Annotated in this window: 10 protein-coding genes; 3 read left to right on the forward strand and 7 right to left on the reverse strand. The window is 71.1% G+C overall.

Features of this window, described 5'->3' with window-relative positions; all coding sequences use genetic code 11:
- Nucleotides 1-485 precede the first annotated feature (485 nt).
- The 3 genes from JFN87_RS26510 to JFN87_RS26520 form a co-directional block, all read right to left on the reverse strand.
- Entirely contained in the window at nucleotides 486-5,480 is a 4,995-nt protein-coding gene (locus JFN87_RS26510) for an NAD-glutamate dehydrogenase (protein ID WP_209343873.1), read from the reverse strand.
- 404 nt (nucleotides 5,481-5,884) lie between these two features.
- The gene (locus JFN87_RS26515) at nucleotides 5,885-6,556 is read right to left on the reverse strand and encodes an HAD family hydrolase (RefSeq protein WP_209343875.1); all 672 of its coding nucleotides are present in this window, start codon (nucleotides 6,554-6,556) and stop codon (nucleotides 5,885-5,887) included.
- Between the two features lie 51 nt (nucleotides 6,557-6,607).
- Nucleotides 6,608-7,114, reverse strand: coding sequence for a DUF6912 family protein (locus JFN87_RS26520; protein WP_209343878.1), 507 nt, complete (start codon nucleotides 7,112-7,114; stop codon nucleotides 6,608-6,610).
- Nucleotides 7,115-7,401: 287 nt separating this feature from the next.
- Here JFN87_RS26520 and JFN87_RS26525 point away from each other — a divergent pair, with 287 nt between their 5' ends.
- Nucleotides 7,402-7,917: an Rv3235 family protein gene (locus JFN87_RS26525; RefSeq protein WP_245181727.1), complete on the forward strand. Its 516-nt coding sequence runs from the start codon at nucleotides 7,402-7,404 to the stop codon at nucleotides 7,915-7,917.
- Between the two features lie 95 nt (nucleotides 7,918-8,012).
- Here JFN87_RS26525 and secA read toward each other — a convergent pair whose 3' ends face one another.
- The gene (gene secA, locus JFN87_RS26530) at nucleotides 8,013-10,853 is read right to left on the reverse strand and encodes a preprotein translocase subunit SecA (RefSeq protein WP_209343880.1); all 2,841 of its coding nucleotides are present in this window, start codon (nucleotides 10,851-10,853) and stop codon (nucleotides 8,013-8,015) included.
- Between the two features lie 236 nt (nucleotides 10,854-11,089).
- Between secA and JFN87_RS26535 the strand changes: the two genes are divergently transcribed.
- On the forward strand, nucleotides 11,090-11,665 hold the full coding sequence (locus JFN87_RS26535; protein ID WP_209343882.1) for a GNAT family N-acetyltransferase: 576 nt from the start codon (nucleotides 11,090-11,092) through the stop codon (nucleotides 11,663-11,665).
- A 71-nt stretch (nucleotides 11,666-11,736) separates the two neighbouring features.
- Complete coding sequence (locus JFN87_RS26540; RefSeq protein WP_209343884.1) at nucleotides 11,737-12,927, forward strand: winged helix-turn-helix domain-containing protein; 1,191 nt, start codon at nucleotides 11,737-11,739, stop codon at nucleotides 12,925-12,927.
- 3 nt (nucleotides 12,928-12,930) lie between these two features.
- Here the strand turns inward: JFN87_RS26540 and JFN87_RS26545 are convergent, their stop codons facing one another.
- The 3 genes from JFN87_RS26545 to JFN87_RS26555 form a co-directional block, all read right to left on the reverse strand.
- Entirely contained in the window at nucleotides 12,931-13,692 is a 762-nt protein-coding gene (locus JFN87_RS26545) for a response regulator (RefSeq protein ID WP_209343886.1), read from the reverse strand.
- A gap of 194 nt (nucleotides 13,693-13,886) precedes the next feature.
- The gene (gene hpf, locus JFN87_RS26550) at nucleotides 13,887-14,576 is read right to left on the reverse strand and encodes a ribosome hibernation-promoting factor, HPF/YfiA family (RefSeq protein ID WP_307865605.1); all 690 of its coding nucleotides are present in this window, start codon (nucleotides 14,574-14,576) and stop codon (nucleotides 13,887-13,889) included.
- 315 nt (nucleotides 14,577-14,891) lie between these two features.
- Nucleotides 14,892-15,272 (reverse strand): ComF family protein (locus tag JFN87_RS26555; RefSeq protein WP_372449289.1); only part of this gene is annotated, 381 nt, incomplete at its 5' end.

Here is a 15,272-nt window from a genome sequence, read left to right on the forward strand (position 1 = left end):
CCCCCCCCCCCCCCCCCTCCCCCCCCCCCCCCCCCCCCCCCCCCCCCCCCCCCCCCCCCCCCCCCCCCCCCCCCCCCCCCCCCCCCCCCCCCCCCCCCCCCCCCCCCCCCCCCCCCCCCCCCTTTTTTCCAAGGAGAAGACGGCAACCGAGATACATCGAAGACAGGAGTTGAGAGGAGTGCTCTTCGGATTAGGGCCGGCCGCGGCCCTTGGCCTGACGCCTCACGGGCAGGCCCGTCTCGCGGGCAGGCCTGGGGCCCGGCCGGCGCCCAGGAGCAGCCCCGGCGGACGCACCGACGCGCTGCCTCGACGGTCAGGGCCGTCCGGTCAGGGCCGTCCGGTGCCTACCGGCCTGCGGCGGCGCAAGGGCGCATGGGTGACACGATCCGACACACACGGGCACGGCCGCCCGACGCGCCCCTGGGCGCGCGTACGCGCGGGAGGGGCGTTGCGGCCCGATGGCCGCAACGCCCCCCCTGAGTGCCTCAGCTGTGTGTGCGCAGCAGCGTCCGCATCGTGCGCATGGCCACGGACAGGTTCGCCAGGTCGAACGAGTCGGACCCCTGGATCTCCTCCAGCGTGTTGCGCGAACGCGCCAGGATCGCCGCGTTCTTCTCCTCCCACGCCTCGAAGCGCTCCTTCGGGCTCGCCCCGTCCTCGCCGAACGCCAGCACGTCCGCCGTGAGCGACGCGTGCGCCGAGTAGAGGTCCTCGCGGATCGAGGCGCGCGCCATGGACTTCCAGCGGTCCGTGCGCGGCAGTTCGAGGATGCGGTCCATCAGCTCCGTGATCAGCAGCCGGTCGCCGAGGTCGTAGTAGACCTCGGCGACGGTGAGCGCGTCCTTGCCCGTGCGGTCCGCGATCGCCACGATGTCCAGCGCCGGGAACACCGAGGAGAAGCCCGCGACGCGCGTCGCGAACTCCTTCGGCACGCCCGCGCCGGTCATCCGCTCCTCGATCGTGTCGAACCACTCGTGCTCCGTGCCGAGCAGCAGCGTCGGCAGCTGCGACCACACGCGCTCCACGCCGTCCGAGAAGAAGGCGATGGTGTCGGCGATCTCCAGCGGCTGCGGACGGTTGCCGAGCAGCCAGCGCGTCGCACGCTCGACGAGCCGCCTGGAGTGCAGCCTGATCTGCGTCTGCACATCGGCGGCGACGGTGTTGTCGAGGTCCTCCACCGCGTCCCAGACGGCGCCGAGGCCGAAGATCTCCCTGGCCGCCGTGTGCGCCCTGATGACCTCTTCCGTGGACGCGCCCGTCTCCTCACGCAGCCGGTGCAGGAAGGTCGAGCCACCCATGTTGACGGTGTCGTTGACGAGCACCGTGGTGATGATCTCGCGGTGCAGCGCGTGGGCATCGATCTGCTCCGCGAAGCTGTCGCGCAGCTGCGCGGGGAAGTACGCGTGCAGCAGCTTCAGCAGGTACGCGTCGTCCGGCAGGCTCGTCGCGATCAGTTCCTCCGCGACGGTGATCTTCGTGTACGCGAGGAGCACGGCGAGTTCCGGCTGGGTGAGGCCCCTCTCCGCGTTGAGCAGCTCGCGGATCTGCCGGTCGTGCGGCAGGAACTCGATGTCCCGATCGAGGTGGCCCTCGCGCTCGAGCCGGCGCATGAACCGCATGTGGGCGTGGAGCATGCTGGCCGACTGCGTGACGGCCGCGGCGAGGGTCGTGTTCTGCGCGTAGTTGTTGCGCAGCACCAGCGCGCCGACCTCGTCGGTCATCTCCGCGAGCAGCTTGTTGCGCTGCTTGACGGTCATGTCCCCCTCGGTCACGAGGCCGTTGAGGAGGATCTTGATGTTCACCTCGTGGTCGGAGGTGTCGACGCCCGCGCTGTTGTCGATGGCGTCGGTGTTGACCTTGCCGCCCGAGCCGCCGGAGCCGAGCCGGGCGAACTCGATGCGGCCGAGCTGGGTCAGGCCGAGGTTGCCGCCCTCGCCGATGACCTTCGCGCGCACGTCCTCGCCGTTGACGCGGATGGCGTCGTTCGCCTTGTCGCCGACGTCGGCGTTGGTCTCCGTGGTGGCCTTGACGTACGTGCCGATGCCGCCGTTCCACACCAGGTCGACCGGGGCCTTGAGGATCGCCTGCATCAGGTCGGCCGGGGTCAGCTTCGTGACCTGCTCCTCGATGCCGAGCGCCTCCCGCACGCGCGCGTTGATCGGGATCGACTTCGCGGTGCGCGGGTGGATGCCGCCGCCCGCGGAGAGCAGGCTCGTGTCGTAGTCGGCCCAGGAGGACCGCGGCAGCTCGTAGAGGCGGCGGCGCTCCGCGTAGGAGGTCTCCGCGTCCGGCGTCGGGTCGATGAAGACGTGCCGGTGGTCGAAGGCCGCGACGAGCCTGATGTGCTCCGACAGCAGCATGCCGTTGCCGAAGACGTCACCTGACATGTCGCCGACGCCGACGACGGTGAAGTCCTCGGTCTGGGTGTCGTGGCCGAGCTCGCGGAAGTGCCGCTCGACGGACTCCCAGGCGCCGCGCGCCGTGATGCCCATGCCCTTGTGGTCGTAGCCCGCGCTGCCGCCGGAGGCGAACGCGTCGCCCAGCCAGAAGTCGTAGGAGACGGCGACCTCGTTGGCGATGTCGGAGAAGCTCGCCGTGCCCTTGTCGGCGGCGACGACCAGGTACGTGTCGTCGCCGTCGTGCCGCACGACGTCCTTCGGCGGCACGACCTCGCCGCCCACCAGGTTGTCCGTGATGTCGAGCAGCGCCGAGATGAAGATCTTGTACGAGGCGATGCCCTCGGCCAGCCAGGCGTCACGGTCGGCCGCGGGGTCGGGCAGCTGCTTGGCGACGAACCCGCCCTTGGCGCCCACGGGCACGATGACGGTGTTCTTCACCATCTGCGCCTTGACCAGGCCGAGGATCTCCGTGCGGAAGTCCTCGCGCCGGTCGGACCAGCGCAGGCCGCCGCGCGCGACCTTGCCGAACCGCAGGTGCACGCCCTCGACGCGCGGCGAGTACACCCAGATCTCGAAGGCGGGGCGGGGCGCCGGCAGGTCGGGGATCGCCTGCGGGTCGACCTTCATCGACACGTAGTCGTGGTGGCCGCCGTCCGGCGTGCGCTGGAAGAAGTTCGTCCGCAGCGTGGCCTTGATCAGGCTGTGGAACGAGCGCAGGATGCGGTCCTCGTCGAGGCTGACGACCTGGTCGAGAGCCGCGTCCAGCTCCTCCCTGAGCGCCTCGACGAGCTCGATGCCCGCGTTCTGGCGGCCGGGCGACATGCGTGCCTCGAAGAGCGAGACGAGCAGCCGCGCCGTGTGGACGTTGTGGCGGAACGTGTCCTCCATGTAGTCCTGGCTGAACGTGGCGGCCGACTGGCGCAGGTACTTGGCGTACGCGCGCAGCACCATCGCCTGCCGCCAGGTGAGCCCGGCCGCCAGGACGAGCGCGTTGAACCCGTCGTTCTCCGCGGCCCCCGTCCAGACGGCGGCGAACGCCTCCTGGAAGCGGGTGCGCACGTCGTCGGCGGCGAGCCCGCCGCCGCTCTCGGGTGCGGGCATCCGCAGGCCGAAGTCGTAGATCCACGCGCGCGTGCGGTCGGAGCAGCGCAGCTCGTAGGGCCGTTCGTCGACGACCTCGACGCCGAGCTGCTGCAGGACGGGCAGCACCGCCGTGAGGGAGACCTGCTCCCCCGTCCGGTAGATCTTGAAGCGGCGCTCGTCGGGCGCGGCGCCGACCGGCTCGTACAGGGAGAGCGCGAACTCCTTCTCGCCCTCGTCCAGCGCCTCCAGGTGCACCAGGTCGGCCACCGCGGCGCGCGGCGAGTGGTCGGCCTTGTAGCCCTCGGGGAAGGAGCCTCCCCAGCGGCGCAGCAGCTCGGCCGCGTGCTCCTCGCCGCACTCGGCGTTGAGCGCGTCGGAGAAGCCGTCGGCCCAGGAGCGCGTGGCCTCGACGAGCCGGGCCTCGATGCGGTCCGCGTCGGTGTCGGTCAGCTCGGTGAGCTCCGTGCCCGGCTGCACCCTGATCACGAAGTGCAGGCGGGAGAGCACGGACTCGGTGTTCCAGGCCGTGAAGTCGACGCTGATGCCGCCGAGCTCCTCCTTGAGGATGTCGATCAGCCTCAGCCTGACCGCGGTCGTGTAGCGGTCGCGCGGCAGGTAGACGAGCGCCGAGTAGTAGCGCCCGTACTCGTCCTGGCGCAGGTAGAGCCGCAGCCGGCGGCGCTCCTGGAGGTACAGGACGCTGGTGGTGATGGAGCGCAGCCGGTCGGCGGGCGTCTGGAACAGCTCGTCGCGCGGGTACGTCTCCATGATCTGCAGGAGGTCGCGGCCGTCGTGGCTGCTGGGCGAGAAGCCGGCGCCGTCGAGGACCTCGGCGACCTTGCGGCGCACCACGGGCACGCGGCGCACGGACTCGGTGTACGCGGCGGAGGAGAACAGGCCGAGGAAGCGGCGCTCGCCGGTGACGTTGCCCTCGGCGTCGAACTTCTTCACGCCGATGTAGTCGAGGTAGCTGGGGCGGTGCACCGTGGAGCGGCTGTTGGCCTTGGTGAGGATGAGCAGCTTGTGCTCGCGGGCCTTCGCGCGCGCGTCGGCGGGCAGCCGGCTGAAGGACGGGCTCGCCGGGTGGTCCTCGTCCTCGCCGTGGCGCGGGTCGGCGCGCAGGATGCCGAGGCCGGTGCCGGGGACGGCGGTGAGCGCGTCCCCGTCCATGAGCTCGTACTCGCGGTAGCCGAGGAAGGTGAAGTGGTCGGCGGCGAGCCAGCGCAGCAGCTCGCGCGCCTCGTCGATCTCCTCGTCGCGCAGGTCGCCCGCGGTGGGCTCGCCGGGCAGCTCGTCGGCGATGCGCACGGCGGCGGCGCGCATCTTCTCCCAGTCCTCGACGGCCTCGCGCACGTCGGACAGGACGCGCAGCAGGTCGCTGGTGATCTGGTGGAGGTCGTCGCGGTCGGTCTCGCGGTCGATCTCGACGTGGATCCAGGACTCGATGTGCGCGTCGTGGACCCGGTCCGCGTCGGCCGTGCCGTCGGGCCTCGTGCCGTCGGGCAGGACCTCGATCAGCTTGCCGGTCACGTCACGGCGCACGGCGATCTGCGGGTGGATGACGACGTGGATGCCGCTGCCCTGGCGGGTGAGCTCGGTGGTGACCGAGTCGACGAGGAAGGGCATGTCGTCGGTGACCACCTCGACGACGGAGTGCGGCGACGTCCAGCCGTTCTCCTCCACCGTCGGCGTGTGCACCCGCACGTTCGCCGTGCCCTGCGGCCGGTTCTCCGCGAGCCGGTAGTGCGAGATCGCGGCGCCGAAGACGTCGACCGGGTCACGGTCGGCCAGATCCTCGGGCGCGGTGTGCAGGTAATAGCGCTGGAGGTACGCGAGAAGCGTGTCACGGTCCGGCTCGCCACCGCTGCCGGCCCCGGCGCCCTCGCCGTCCGGCCGCTGGCCTCCCAGGCCCGCGGTCTGCCCTGCCGGGCCGTCTTCAGCGACCCTTGCCGCCCGAGCGAGCAGCTCGGCCTTGGCTTCGTCCAGCTTGGTCTGCATGTCCTCTGGCTCCTGTCGCGCGCCATTGCGTGACGTAGGTGAACGTACCGACACAACGCCACGACGCGGTGTTTCCGGTCGAGGTCGACGTTATGCCGCGATGAGAGATGTCCGTGACGAAATCGGCCACAAAGGGTCGCGCGCCCGGATCACAAGAAGCAGCGATCGCCCGGCCGCCATGGCGCTCCGGGCGCTTGCAGGGGGCCGAGCCCTCTCCGCATATCGCGCTGATCACGCAACGACCCTATCTCGCGGAAAGGGGCAGTCGTCACGAGCCGCATGTGTACAAAACCCGGCCGGCACTTCGACACCACGGCCAGTGCGGCCGGCGCGGCCGTCACGGACAGTCGGGGACCCGACATGACCGCGCCTCCCTCCTCGGCCCGTCGGAGGGCCCTCTCACCTCACCCCACCAGCGCGTACGCCGTCTCGACCGCCTCAGCCAGCGTGTCCACGACGGGCACCCCGGCCGTCGAGAGGCCGGCCCTGCTGTTGGAACCACCCGTGTAGAGCACCGCCCGCGCGCCCACATGCCGCGCGGCGACCGCGTCGTCCAGCGCGTCGCCGATGACGACCGTGTGCGCCGCGGAGACGGCACCGGACGCGGCCAGCGCCTCGACGTGCCGGGCCATCTGCTCGGACTTGCTGACGCCCGAGGGCCCTGTCCGCCCGTCGACCCGCACGAAGTGCCGCTCGATGCCGAACCCGCCCACCACGGGCACCAGTTCCTCGTGCGCGAAGAGGCTGCACAGCGACTGGGAGCGGCCCGCGAGCGACCACTGGGCGAGCAGTTCCGCCGCGCCCTCGGCGAGGCCGCACGCCGCCCTGCGGGCCGTGTAGTGGCGATGGAACGTGTCATCCATCACATGCCACTCGGCATCGGTCGGGCGCCGCCCGACCAGCCGCTCGTAGAACACCGGCACCGGCACGCAGTACAGCTCCCGGTAGCGCTCCAGCGTGAGCGGTTCGAGGCCGATCTCCGCGAACGACGCGTTGGTCGCCCCGAGGACCGCGTCGATGTCGTCGAAGAGCGTGCCGTTCCAGTCCCAGACGAGATGTGCGTGTGGCTTCCCCATGGCGAAAACCGTACTCGCGGGGTCTGACAGCGGCGGGCCGCCCGGCCTCCGTCAGGCGATCAGGCCGGGGATCTCCTGGACGCCGTACCAGAGCAGCTCGTGGTCCTCGGCCCCGTCGACCGTGAACTGGGCGTCGTCGTCGCCCTGGTCCGCGGCGCCGAGCGCGGCCGCGGCCGCGGACACGTCGTCGTGCGCGTCGTCCGCGTCGACGTGCACGGCGGCGGCCTTGGACAGCGGGACGGCGGCGGTGATCCTGACCTCGCCGACGAAACCGCCACCGAGGCCGCGGTCGGGGTCGACCTCGGCGTCGCGGTCGGCCACGTCGGCAGCGACGACCACGCGCCGGCGCGGCAGGGCGGGGTCGGTGGCCAGGGCGCGCAGCGAGGCGGCGGCGGCCCGGTTGAGCGCCGCGTACTCCAGCTCCTCGATGTCGTCGGACACGTACCACTCGCGCAGCTCGGGCGTCACCGCGTAGGCCGTGAACGGCCCGGGGCCCAGCTCGCCCTTCCCGTACGCCTCGGCGAGGCCGGGCAGGGTCAGGGGGACGTAGACGCGCATGGGGTGACCGCTTTCGTAGTCGGAGGCGCATCAAGGATACGTGCGGGTGTCCTCCCTGGGGGTGACGCTGCCGGTGGCCCCGCGTCCACCGCGCGTCGCGACGGGGACGCGGGCGGACGCGCGGTTCCGCCCCTCACCCGCCACGCGTTCACTCGACCGTGTGACGGTCGCCGCGCCGCCGCGCGGTGACGAACCCCTTGCACCGAGGTGATCACTCGCCGTAAAAGAAGCGCAACACAAAGTTACCGACCGGTATGACGGTCGGCGGCAGAACGGGGGCGATCTGCATGACCACATCGACACGCACGGCGCCGGGCAGGAGCGCGTCCGCGCGTACCGCGCGCGGTACGGCGGAGGGCGACGCCGCCGCGGCACGCGTCATCGGCACCAGGCGGCCGCCTGGCAGGCGTGACCCGCGCGGCCCGGGCGCGGGGCGCGCCGTGCGCCGTCCCGACGTCGTCCTGCCTCCGCAGGACCTCTTCGCGGAGCGCCTGCTCGCCGTGCTCAGCGGCGCACGCCCGGTCCACTGGATGCTGGGGTGGACGGTGGGCGAGGCGTACGAACAGCTCGTCAGGCTCGCGCCGGGCGCCCCGCTGGGCGCCGCCGCGGGACACCGCAGGCCCGTCGTGCGCCGCTGCCGCGGCTTCAGGCCGTGCTCCGGCGTGGTCGAGGCGTACGCGAGCATCGCGTCCGGCGCGCGCGTACGCGCGATGGCCTTCCGCCTCGAGCAGGGCGCGGACCGCAGATGGCGCTGCGCGGCGGTGGAGATCGGGGGTGCACGCGTCACCCGCGACGACGCCTGACGTCCTGACGATGCTGACGGCCTTCGGGCGGCGGGCATGGTCAGGGGCGCGCACCGTGCGGCGCGCGCCCCTGACCGATCCCTTCGCCGGCTTCCCTACTTCTTGCGGCGGCGGCCGCCGCCGCGCTGCGCCTTGCGGCGCTCCGCGCGCGTCATGCCGTCCGCCGTCGAACGCGTCGGGCCGCCGGCCGGCTCGTGCTCGAACTCGCCCTCGACCACGCCGCCCTCTCCGTCCACCGACGGCGCCGAGAACCGCAGCCGGTCGGGACGCTGCGGCGACTCCAGGCCCTTCGCGTGGATCTCGGGGCGCGCGCCGGCGGCCACCGGCTCCTCCTTGACCAGCGACGTCGGCTCGGCGTCCGCCGCCGCGGCGTCCTGCGCGGGCAGCTCAACCTCCTCGACCTGTTGCTCGACCTGGACCTCCAGGTTGAACAGGTAGCCGACGGACTCCTCCTTGATGCCCTCCATCATGGCGTTGAACATGTCGAAGCCCTCGCGCTGGTACTCGACCAGCGGGTCCTTCTGCGCCATGGCCCTCAGGCCGATGCCCTCCTGGAGGTAGTCCATCTCGTAGAGGTGCTCGCGCCACTTGCGGTCGAGCACCGAGAGCACCACGCGCCGCTCCAGCTCGCGCATGATGTCCGAGCCGAGCTGGCTCTCACGCTGCTCGTACTGCTCGTGGATGTCGTCCTTGATCGACTCGCCGATGAACTCGGCGGTCAGGCCCGCGCGGTCGCCCGCGTCCTCCTCGAGCTCCTCGACGGTGACCTTCACCGGGTAGAGCTGCTTGAACGCGCCCCACAGGCGGTCGAGGTCCCACTCCTCCGCGAACCCCTCGACGGTCTCCGCCTGGATGTAGGCGTCGATCGTGTCGTCCATGAAGTGCGTGACCTGCTCCTGCAGGTCCTCGCCCTCCAGGACCCGCCGGCGCTCGCCGTAGATGACCTCGCGCTGGCGGTTGAGCACCTCGTCGTACTTGAGGACGTTCTTACGCGTCTCGAAGTTCTGCTGCTCGACCTGCGACTGCGCGGACGCGATCGCGCGCGTCACCATCTTGTTCTCGATCGGCACGTCGTCCGGCACGTTGGCCATCGACATCACGCGCTCGACCATCTGGGCCTTGAACAGCCGCATCAGGTCGTCGCCCAGTGACAGGTAGAAGCGGGACTCGCCCGGGTCGCCCTGGCGGCCGGAACGGCCGCGCAGCTGGTTGTCGATGCGGCGCGACTCGTGGCGCTCGGTGCCCAGCACGTACAGCCCGCCGAGGCCCGTGACCTCCTCGAACTCGGCCCTGACGGCCTCCTCGGCCTTCTCCAGGGCGGCCGGAAGCGCCGCGGCCCACTCCTCGACGTGCTCGACGGGGTCGAGGCCGCGCTGGCGCAGCTCCGCCTCGGCCAGGTCGTCGGGGTTGCCGCCCAGCTTGATGTCCGTACCACGTCCGGCCATGTTCGTCGCGACGGTGACGGCGCCCTTGCGCCCCGCCTGGGCGATGATCGGCGCCTCGCGGTCGTGCTGCTTCGCGTTCAGCACCTCGTGCTGGATGCCGCGCTTGTTGAGCTGCTGCGAGAGGTACTCGGACTTCTCGACGGAGGTCGTGCCGACGAGGATCGGCTGACCCTTGTCGTGCTTCTCCTCGATGTCGTCGACGACGGCGGCGAACTTCGCGACCTCGGTGCGGTAGATCAGGTCCGACTGGTCCGCGCGGATCATGGGCTTGTTCGTCGGGATGGGCACGACGCCGAGCTTGTAGATCTGGTGGAACTCCGCGGCCTCGGTCATGGCCGTACCGGTCATGCCGGAGAGCTTGTCGTACAGGCGGAAGAAGTTCTGCAGGGTGATCGTCGCGAGTGTCTGGTTCTCGTCCTTGATGTCCACCCCTTCCTTCGCCTCGATCGCCTGGTGCATGCCCTCGTTGTAGCGGCGGCCGGCGAGGATACGGCCGGTGTGCTCGTCGACGATCATGACCTCGCCGTCGATGACGACGTAGTCCTTGTCCTTCTTGAAGAGCTCCTTGGCCTTGATCGCGTTGTTCAGGTAACCGACGAGCGGCGTGTTCACCGACTCGTACAGGTTGTCGATCCCCAGCCAGTCCTCGACCTTGGTCACGCCGGGCTCGTGGATGGCGACCGTGCGCTTCTTCTCGTCGACCTCGTAGTCGCCGGTCTCCTCGATGCCCTTGAGCTGGTTGCCCGCCTCGCCCTTGGTGAGCCTGAGGACCAGCTTGGCGAAGTCGCCGTACCACTTCGTCGCCTGGTCGGCGGGGCCCGAGATGATCAGCGGCGTACGGGCCTCGTCGACGAGGATGGAGTCGACCTCGTCGACGATCGCGTAGTTGTGCCCGCGCTGGACCAGCTCGTCCCTCGACCACGCCATGTTGTCGCGCAGGTAGTCGAAGCCGAACTCGTTGTTCGTGCCGTACGTGATGTCGCAGTTGTACTGCTCACGGCGCTGGGCGGGCGTCATGTTCGCCAGGATGCAGCCGACGGTGAGGCCGAGGAACTTGTGGACGCGGCCCATCAGCTCCGAGTCGCGCTCGGCCAGGTAGTCGTTCACCGTGATCAGGTGCACGCCCTTGCCGGACAGCGCGTTCAGGTACGCGGGCAGCGTGCCGACGAGCGTCTTGCCCTCACCGGTCTTCATCTCGGACACGTACCCCAGGTGCAGGGACGCGCCGCCCATGATCTGCACGTCGTAGTGGCGCTGGCCGAGCACGCGCTTGGCCGCCTCGCGGACGGTCGCGAACGCCTCGGGCAGCAGGTCGTCGAGGCTCTCGCCCTCGGCGAAGCGCTCCTTGTACTCGTCCGTGAGAGCGCGCAACTCGGCGTCGGAGAGGTTGACGAAGTCCTCTTCGATGGAGTTGACCTGGTCCGCGATGCGGTGCAGTTTGCGCAGGATCTTGCCTTCGCCTGCACGCATGAGCTTGTTGAAGACGGACACTGAGGCTGGTCTCCTTGCCGGTCGGCCTGGCACTGGGTCGTGTACGGGGCGCGGGCGCGGGCAGCCGTGCCCGACCGCATCGGCCATCGTAAGCGAGGACAGGCCCGCGCCGGGAGGGCCGCAGCGGTGCGGGGGCCGCCGGCACCCGCCATGGAGAACGCGCGGGCGCCCTCCAAGGTGCCGGGCGGGCCGCTAAATCGTGAGCCTCGACACGGTCGGACGAGGAGAATCGGCCCATGGACCCGTTGAGGATCAGCTCCGACCGTCTCGAACTGCGCGCGCTGGTCAGCGCCGACATCGAGGCCGTGCACGCCGTCTGCCAGGACCCCGACATCCAGCGCTGGGTGCCCATACCCTCACCGTACGAGCGACAGCACGCGGAGTACTTCGTCGAACAGGTCGTCCCCGAGGGGTGGCGGACGGACACCGTCTACACCTTCGGCGTCTTTCCGCGCGGTGGCGGCCCCCTGATCGGCGCGGCCAATCTGCAGCCTCGTACCGAGGCGTGGGAGATCGGCTACTGGACGGCGGCCGAGCACCGCGGCCGCGGCTACACCGCGGAGACGGTCGGCGCGCTCGCCCGCTGGGCCTTCGCGCAGGGCGTCGACCGCCTGGAATGGCGGGCCGAGAGGGGCAACAACGCCTCCAGGGCCGTCGCGGAGAAGGCGGGATTCGTGTGGGAGGGCACGCTGCGGGCCGCCCTGCTCAGCCGCGGCACCCTCAGGGACCTGTGGATCGGCTCCCTGCTCCCGTCCGACCTCGGGCTCGCATCCGCCCACGCCTACCTGCCGGCCCAGCGAGCGAGCGCCTGAGGCGCCACGACGCAAGCGCCGGCAGCGCTGGCCGGAGGGAATTGTCAGTGCCGCGGTCTAGATTGCCGAGCATGACGACCGCCCCACCCGCGACCACCGAGCTGTCCGCGGCCGAAGCCCGCCGCATCGCGCTGCGCGCGCAGGGATTCATCGGCGCGCCCGACCGCCGCGGCGGCGTGCGCGGTGTCCTGCGCGCCCTCGGCGCCGTCCAGCTGGACACGATCTCCGTGCTGGCGCGCTCGCACGAGCTCGTGGCGTACGCGCGTCTCGGCCCTGTCGGCCGTGAGGCCGTCGAGAAGGCGTACTGGGCCCCGGCGCCGCCCGGCGCGCCCTCCCCGGTGCCGCACGCGTTCGAGTACTGGTCGCATGCGGCGTGCGTGCTGCCCATCGAGGAGTGGCCGCTGTTCGCGTTCCGCCGCCGCGCCTACCGTGACCGCCCGCACTGGAACCACGAGCTCGCGGGCGGCGCGTACGAGACGGTCATCGCGCAGCTGCGCGACAAGGGCCCCCTGACGGCCACGGAATTGGGCGGCGCGAAGAACGGCGGCCCGTGGTGGGACTGGTCGGACGCGAAGATCGCCGTGGAGCGGGCCCTGATGTACGGCGAGGTCGTGTGCACGGGCAGGCGCGGCTGGAAGCGGGTGTACGACCTGGCGGAGCGCGCCGTGCCCGCGGAGCTGCTCCATGACGACCTGAGCGAGCAGGAGTGCCTTCGCCCCCTCGTCCGGCTCGCGGGCAAGGCACTCGGGGTGGGCACCCGCGCGGACATCGCCGACTACCACCGCCTCAAGGCGGAACAGGTCGACGCGGTCATCGCCGACTCCGGCCTTGTCCCCGTGACGGTGCAGGGGTGGGGCAGGCCGGCCTGGGCGGACCCCGACGCCCTCGCGGCCACGGCCCGCGGCCGGCACCGTACGGCGCTGCTGTCGCCGTTCGACTCGCTGATCTGGGAGCGGGCCCGCACCCAGCGGATCTTCGCTTTCACGCACCGTCTCGAGGCGTACGTGCCGAAGCCGAAGCGGATACACGGCTACTACGCGATGCCGCTGCTGGCGGGCGGCAGGCTCGTCGGCCGGGTCGACCCGGCGCGCTCCGGCAGGACGCTGGTGGCCCGGCAGGTCTCGCTCGACGGCGCGAAGGCGGTGGCGCCCATGGCCCGGGCGCTGCGCGAGGCGGCCGAGTGGGTCGGCTGCGACGCGGTGCGGATCGAGCGCGTGGACGATCCGAACCTCGCGGCGGAGCTGTCCCGCGCGGTCGCCTGAGGATCAGCGAATCTCGAGGATCTTCTCGCGCATGGCGTAGACCACGGCCTCCATCCTGGAGTGCAGCTGCAGTTTCTCCAGGATGTTGCGCACGTGGTTCTTCACGGTGTTCTCCGAGATGAACAGCTCCTTGGCGATGTCGCGGTTGTTCATCCCGGTGGCCACGAGCTTGAGCACCTCCAGCTCGCGCTCCGTCAGCCGGGGCGCGGGCACGAGCCTGCGCTCGTCGGTGCGCTGGATCATCGACTTGAACTCGGTGAGGAGCTTGGCCGCCATGGACGGGCTGATCTGGGACTGCCCGTCGGCGACGGCGCGAATCGCGGTGGAGACCTCGTCGGTCGAGATCTCCTTGAGCAGGTAGCCGGTCGCGCCCGCCTTGATCGCGTCGTAGAGGTCGGCCTCCTCGTCGCTGATCGTCAGCATGATGATCCGCGCGCTCGGTGCCACCTCCTTGATCGACGTGCACGCCTCGATGCCGCCGCGCCGCGGCATGCGGACATCCATCAGCACGATGTCGGGCAGCAGGTCGGCGGCCTTGTCGACGGCTTCGGCCCCGTCCCCGGCCTCGCCCACGACCTCGATGTCCTCCTCCTGGGCGAGGACGATCTCGAGCCCGCGGCGGAAGAGGGCGTGGTCGTCGACGACGAGGACCCGGATCGGCTCCTTCGCGGGAGCGCCGCAGTCGTCGCTGTCCTCGGGCTCGGCGCACTCGGCCGGGCCTCCGGCGCCGCGCGCTCCCAGTACCGGACCGAAGCCCTCCGCCATCGTTCCTCCCCCTGAAGGCCGTGGCCCCAAGTCGCTGTGACGGCCAACCGCTGCTCGTCCAAGCCGCGTTGGCCTGCCCTGCCATGATTCCATGCCGGGACCCGTCCTCGGGGATCACCATGTCGCACGGGCGTGCCCCCGAGAACCTGTTCGGATCCTCGGGGGCACCGCACCTGCCGTCCGGTCTCAGGCGCTCAGCCGCCGAGAGCCCCGCCGGCGCCGCCGCTCTCGCGCTCGGCCAGCGGATCGGTCCTGAGGTGGATGACGCCGTAGTCGTAGGCGTGGCGCCGGTAGACGACGCTGGGTTCCTTCGTGTCGGAGTCCACGAACAGGTAGAAGTCGTGGCCGACGAGCTCCATCTCCTCCATCGCCTGGTCGAGTGTCATGGGCGCGGCCACGTGGTTCTTCTCCCTCACCACCAGGGGGCCGTCGCCCTGCACCTCGAGCGACCCCATCCTGGTGGTGCGTACCGCGGCCTCGTCCTCCTGGTGCCCCGCGGCGCCGTTCATGCTGTACTCCGCCACGCCCGGCACGTGGTCGGCCACGACGGCGGCGGGGAGCCTCCCGGCCCCGCGGCGGTTGTGGCGCTTCTCGTGCTGCTTGCGCAGACGGGCCTCCAGCTTGCCCGTGGCGAGGTCGAGCGCCGCGTACGGGTCCGCCGCGGACGCCTCCGCGCGGATGACGGGCCCGCGGGAGCGGAGCGTGATCTCCACCCGGTCGCAGCGGTCCGCCTGGCGCGGGTTGTGTTCCTTGGACACCTCGACGTCGAGGCTGATCACCTTGCCGTCGAGCTTCTGGATCTTCTCCAGCTTCAGCTTCTCGGCCACGTGCTTGCGGAACCGCTCCGGCACTTCTGTCTTGCGGCCCTTGACGACGATGTCCACGCAGAACTCCGTTCCCGGAGCACCCCCGCCTCGCTGCGAAGGCGCCCCTTGTTGCACCAGGCCCCGGCAGCCACCGGAGCCTCGGACTTGGCGACTTTCACCTCCTCCTCCCCCGAGGGCATGATCCCCACCCGTGCCCGTCGGAGGTTCTCCGAAAACGCCGAACCATAGCGGTGCTTTCACCGAGTCGCGGCTCTCACCGTTCCTCACAACCGAACATAGCTCTCTGAGGGGGGTATCGGCACCCGGTACCGGCAGGCACCTCCGTTCAGGTGTTTTTCCTTCCTCGTTACCTGCAATCTCGCAAGTAACCAGTCAATTCCGGTTTATTTCGAAGGACGGCCGGGGTGCCGCGATCACGGCCGCCGACAGGTCACCGCGCACCGTCCGTACCGCCCGGGTCCCGGCCTCTCGGCGGCACGCCGTGTCCACCGCGCGGGCCGCATCCGCGAGCGAGACGCCCGTCGTCATGACGTCGTCGACCAGGACGACGTGCCCCCGGGCGAGCAGGCGCGGTCCGTTCCTGACGACCTCGAGCGCCCCCGCCAGATTGGCCCTGCGCCCGCTCGGGTCGAGCCCCGCCTGGTCCGCGACGCGGCGCCGCTGCCGCAGCACGGGCACCACCTCGGCCGACCGTCCGGCGCGCCGCAGGGCCGCGGCCGCCGCCCTGGCGGCCCTCAGAGTCGCGTCCTGGCC

Origin of the sequence: Streptomyces montanisoli (genome assembly GCF_017813245.1) — a bacterium.
Taxonomy (GTDB): Bacteria; Actinomycetota; Actinomycetes; order Streptomycetales; family Streptomycetaceae; genus Streptomyces; species Streptomyces montanisoli.

Excerpts from the sequence above, each read along its gene's own strand:
- JFN87_RS26535 (WP_209343882.1), top strand. The coding sequence starts at position 11,090 with ATGGACCCGTTGAGGATCAGCTCCGACCGTCTCGAACTGCGCGCGCTG.
- JFN87_RS26540 (WP_209343884.1), top strand. The coding sequence starts at position 11,737 with ATGACGACCGCCCCACCCGCGACCACCGAGCTGTCCGCGGCCGAAGCC.
- JFN87_RS26545 (WP_209343886.1), bottom strand. The coding sequence starts at position 13,692 with ATGGCGGAGGGCTTCGGTCCGGTACTGGGAGCGCGCGGCGCCGGAGGC.
- JFN87_RS26510 (WP_209343873.1), bottom strand. The coding sequence starts at position 5,480 with ATGCAGACCAAGCTGGACGAAGCCAAGGCCGAGCTGCTCGCTCGGGCG.
- JFN87_RS26525 (WP_245181727.1), top strand. The coding sequence starts at position 7,402 with ATGACCACATCGACACGCACGGCGCCGGGCAGGAGCGCGTCCGCGCGT.
- JFN87_RS26520 (WP_209343878.1), bottom strand. The coding sequence starts at position 7,114 with ATGCGCGTCTACGTCCCCCTGACCCTGCCCGGCCTCGCCGAGGCGTAC.
- JFN87_RS26515 (WP_209343875.1), bottom strand. The coding sequence starts at position 6,556 with ATGGGGAAGCCACACGCACATCTCGTCTGGGACTGGAACGGCACGCTC.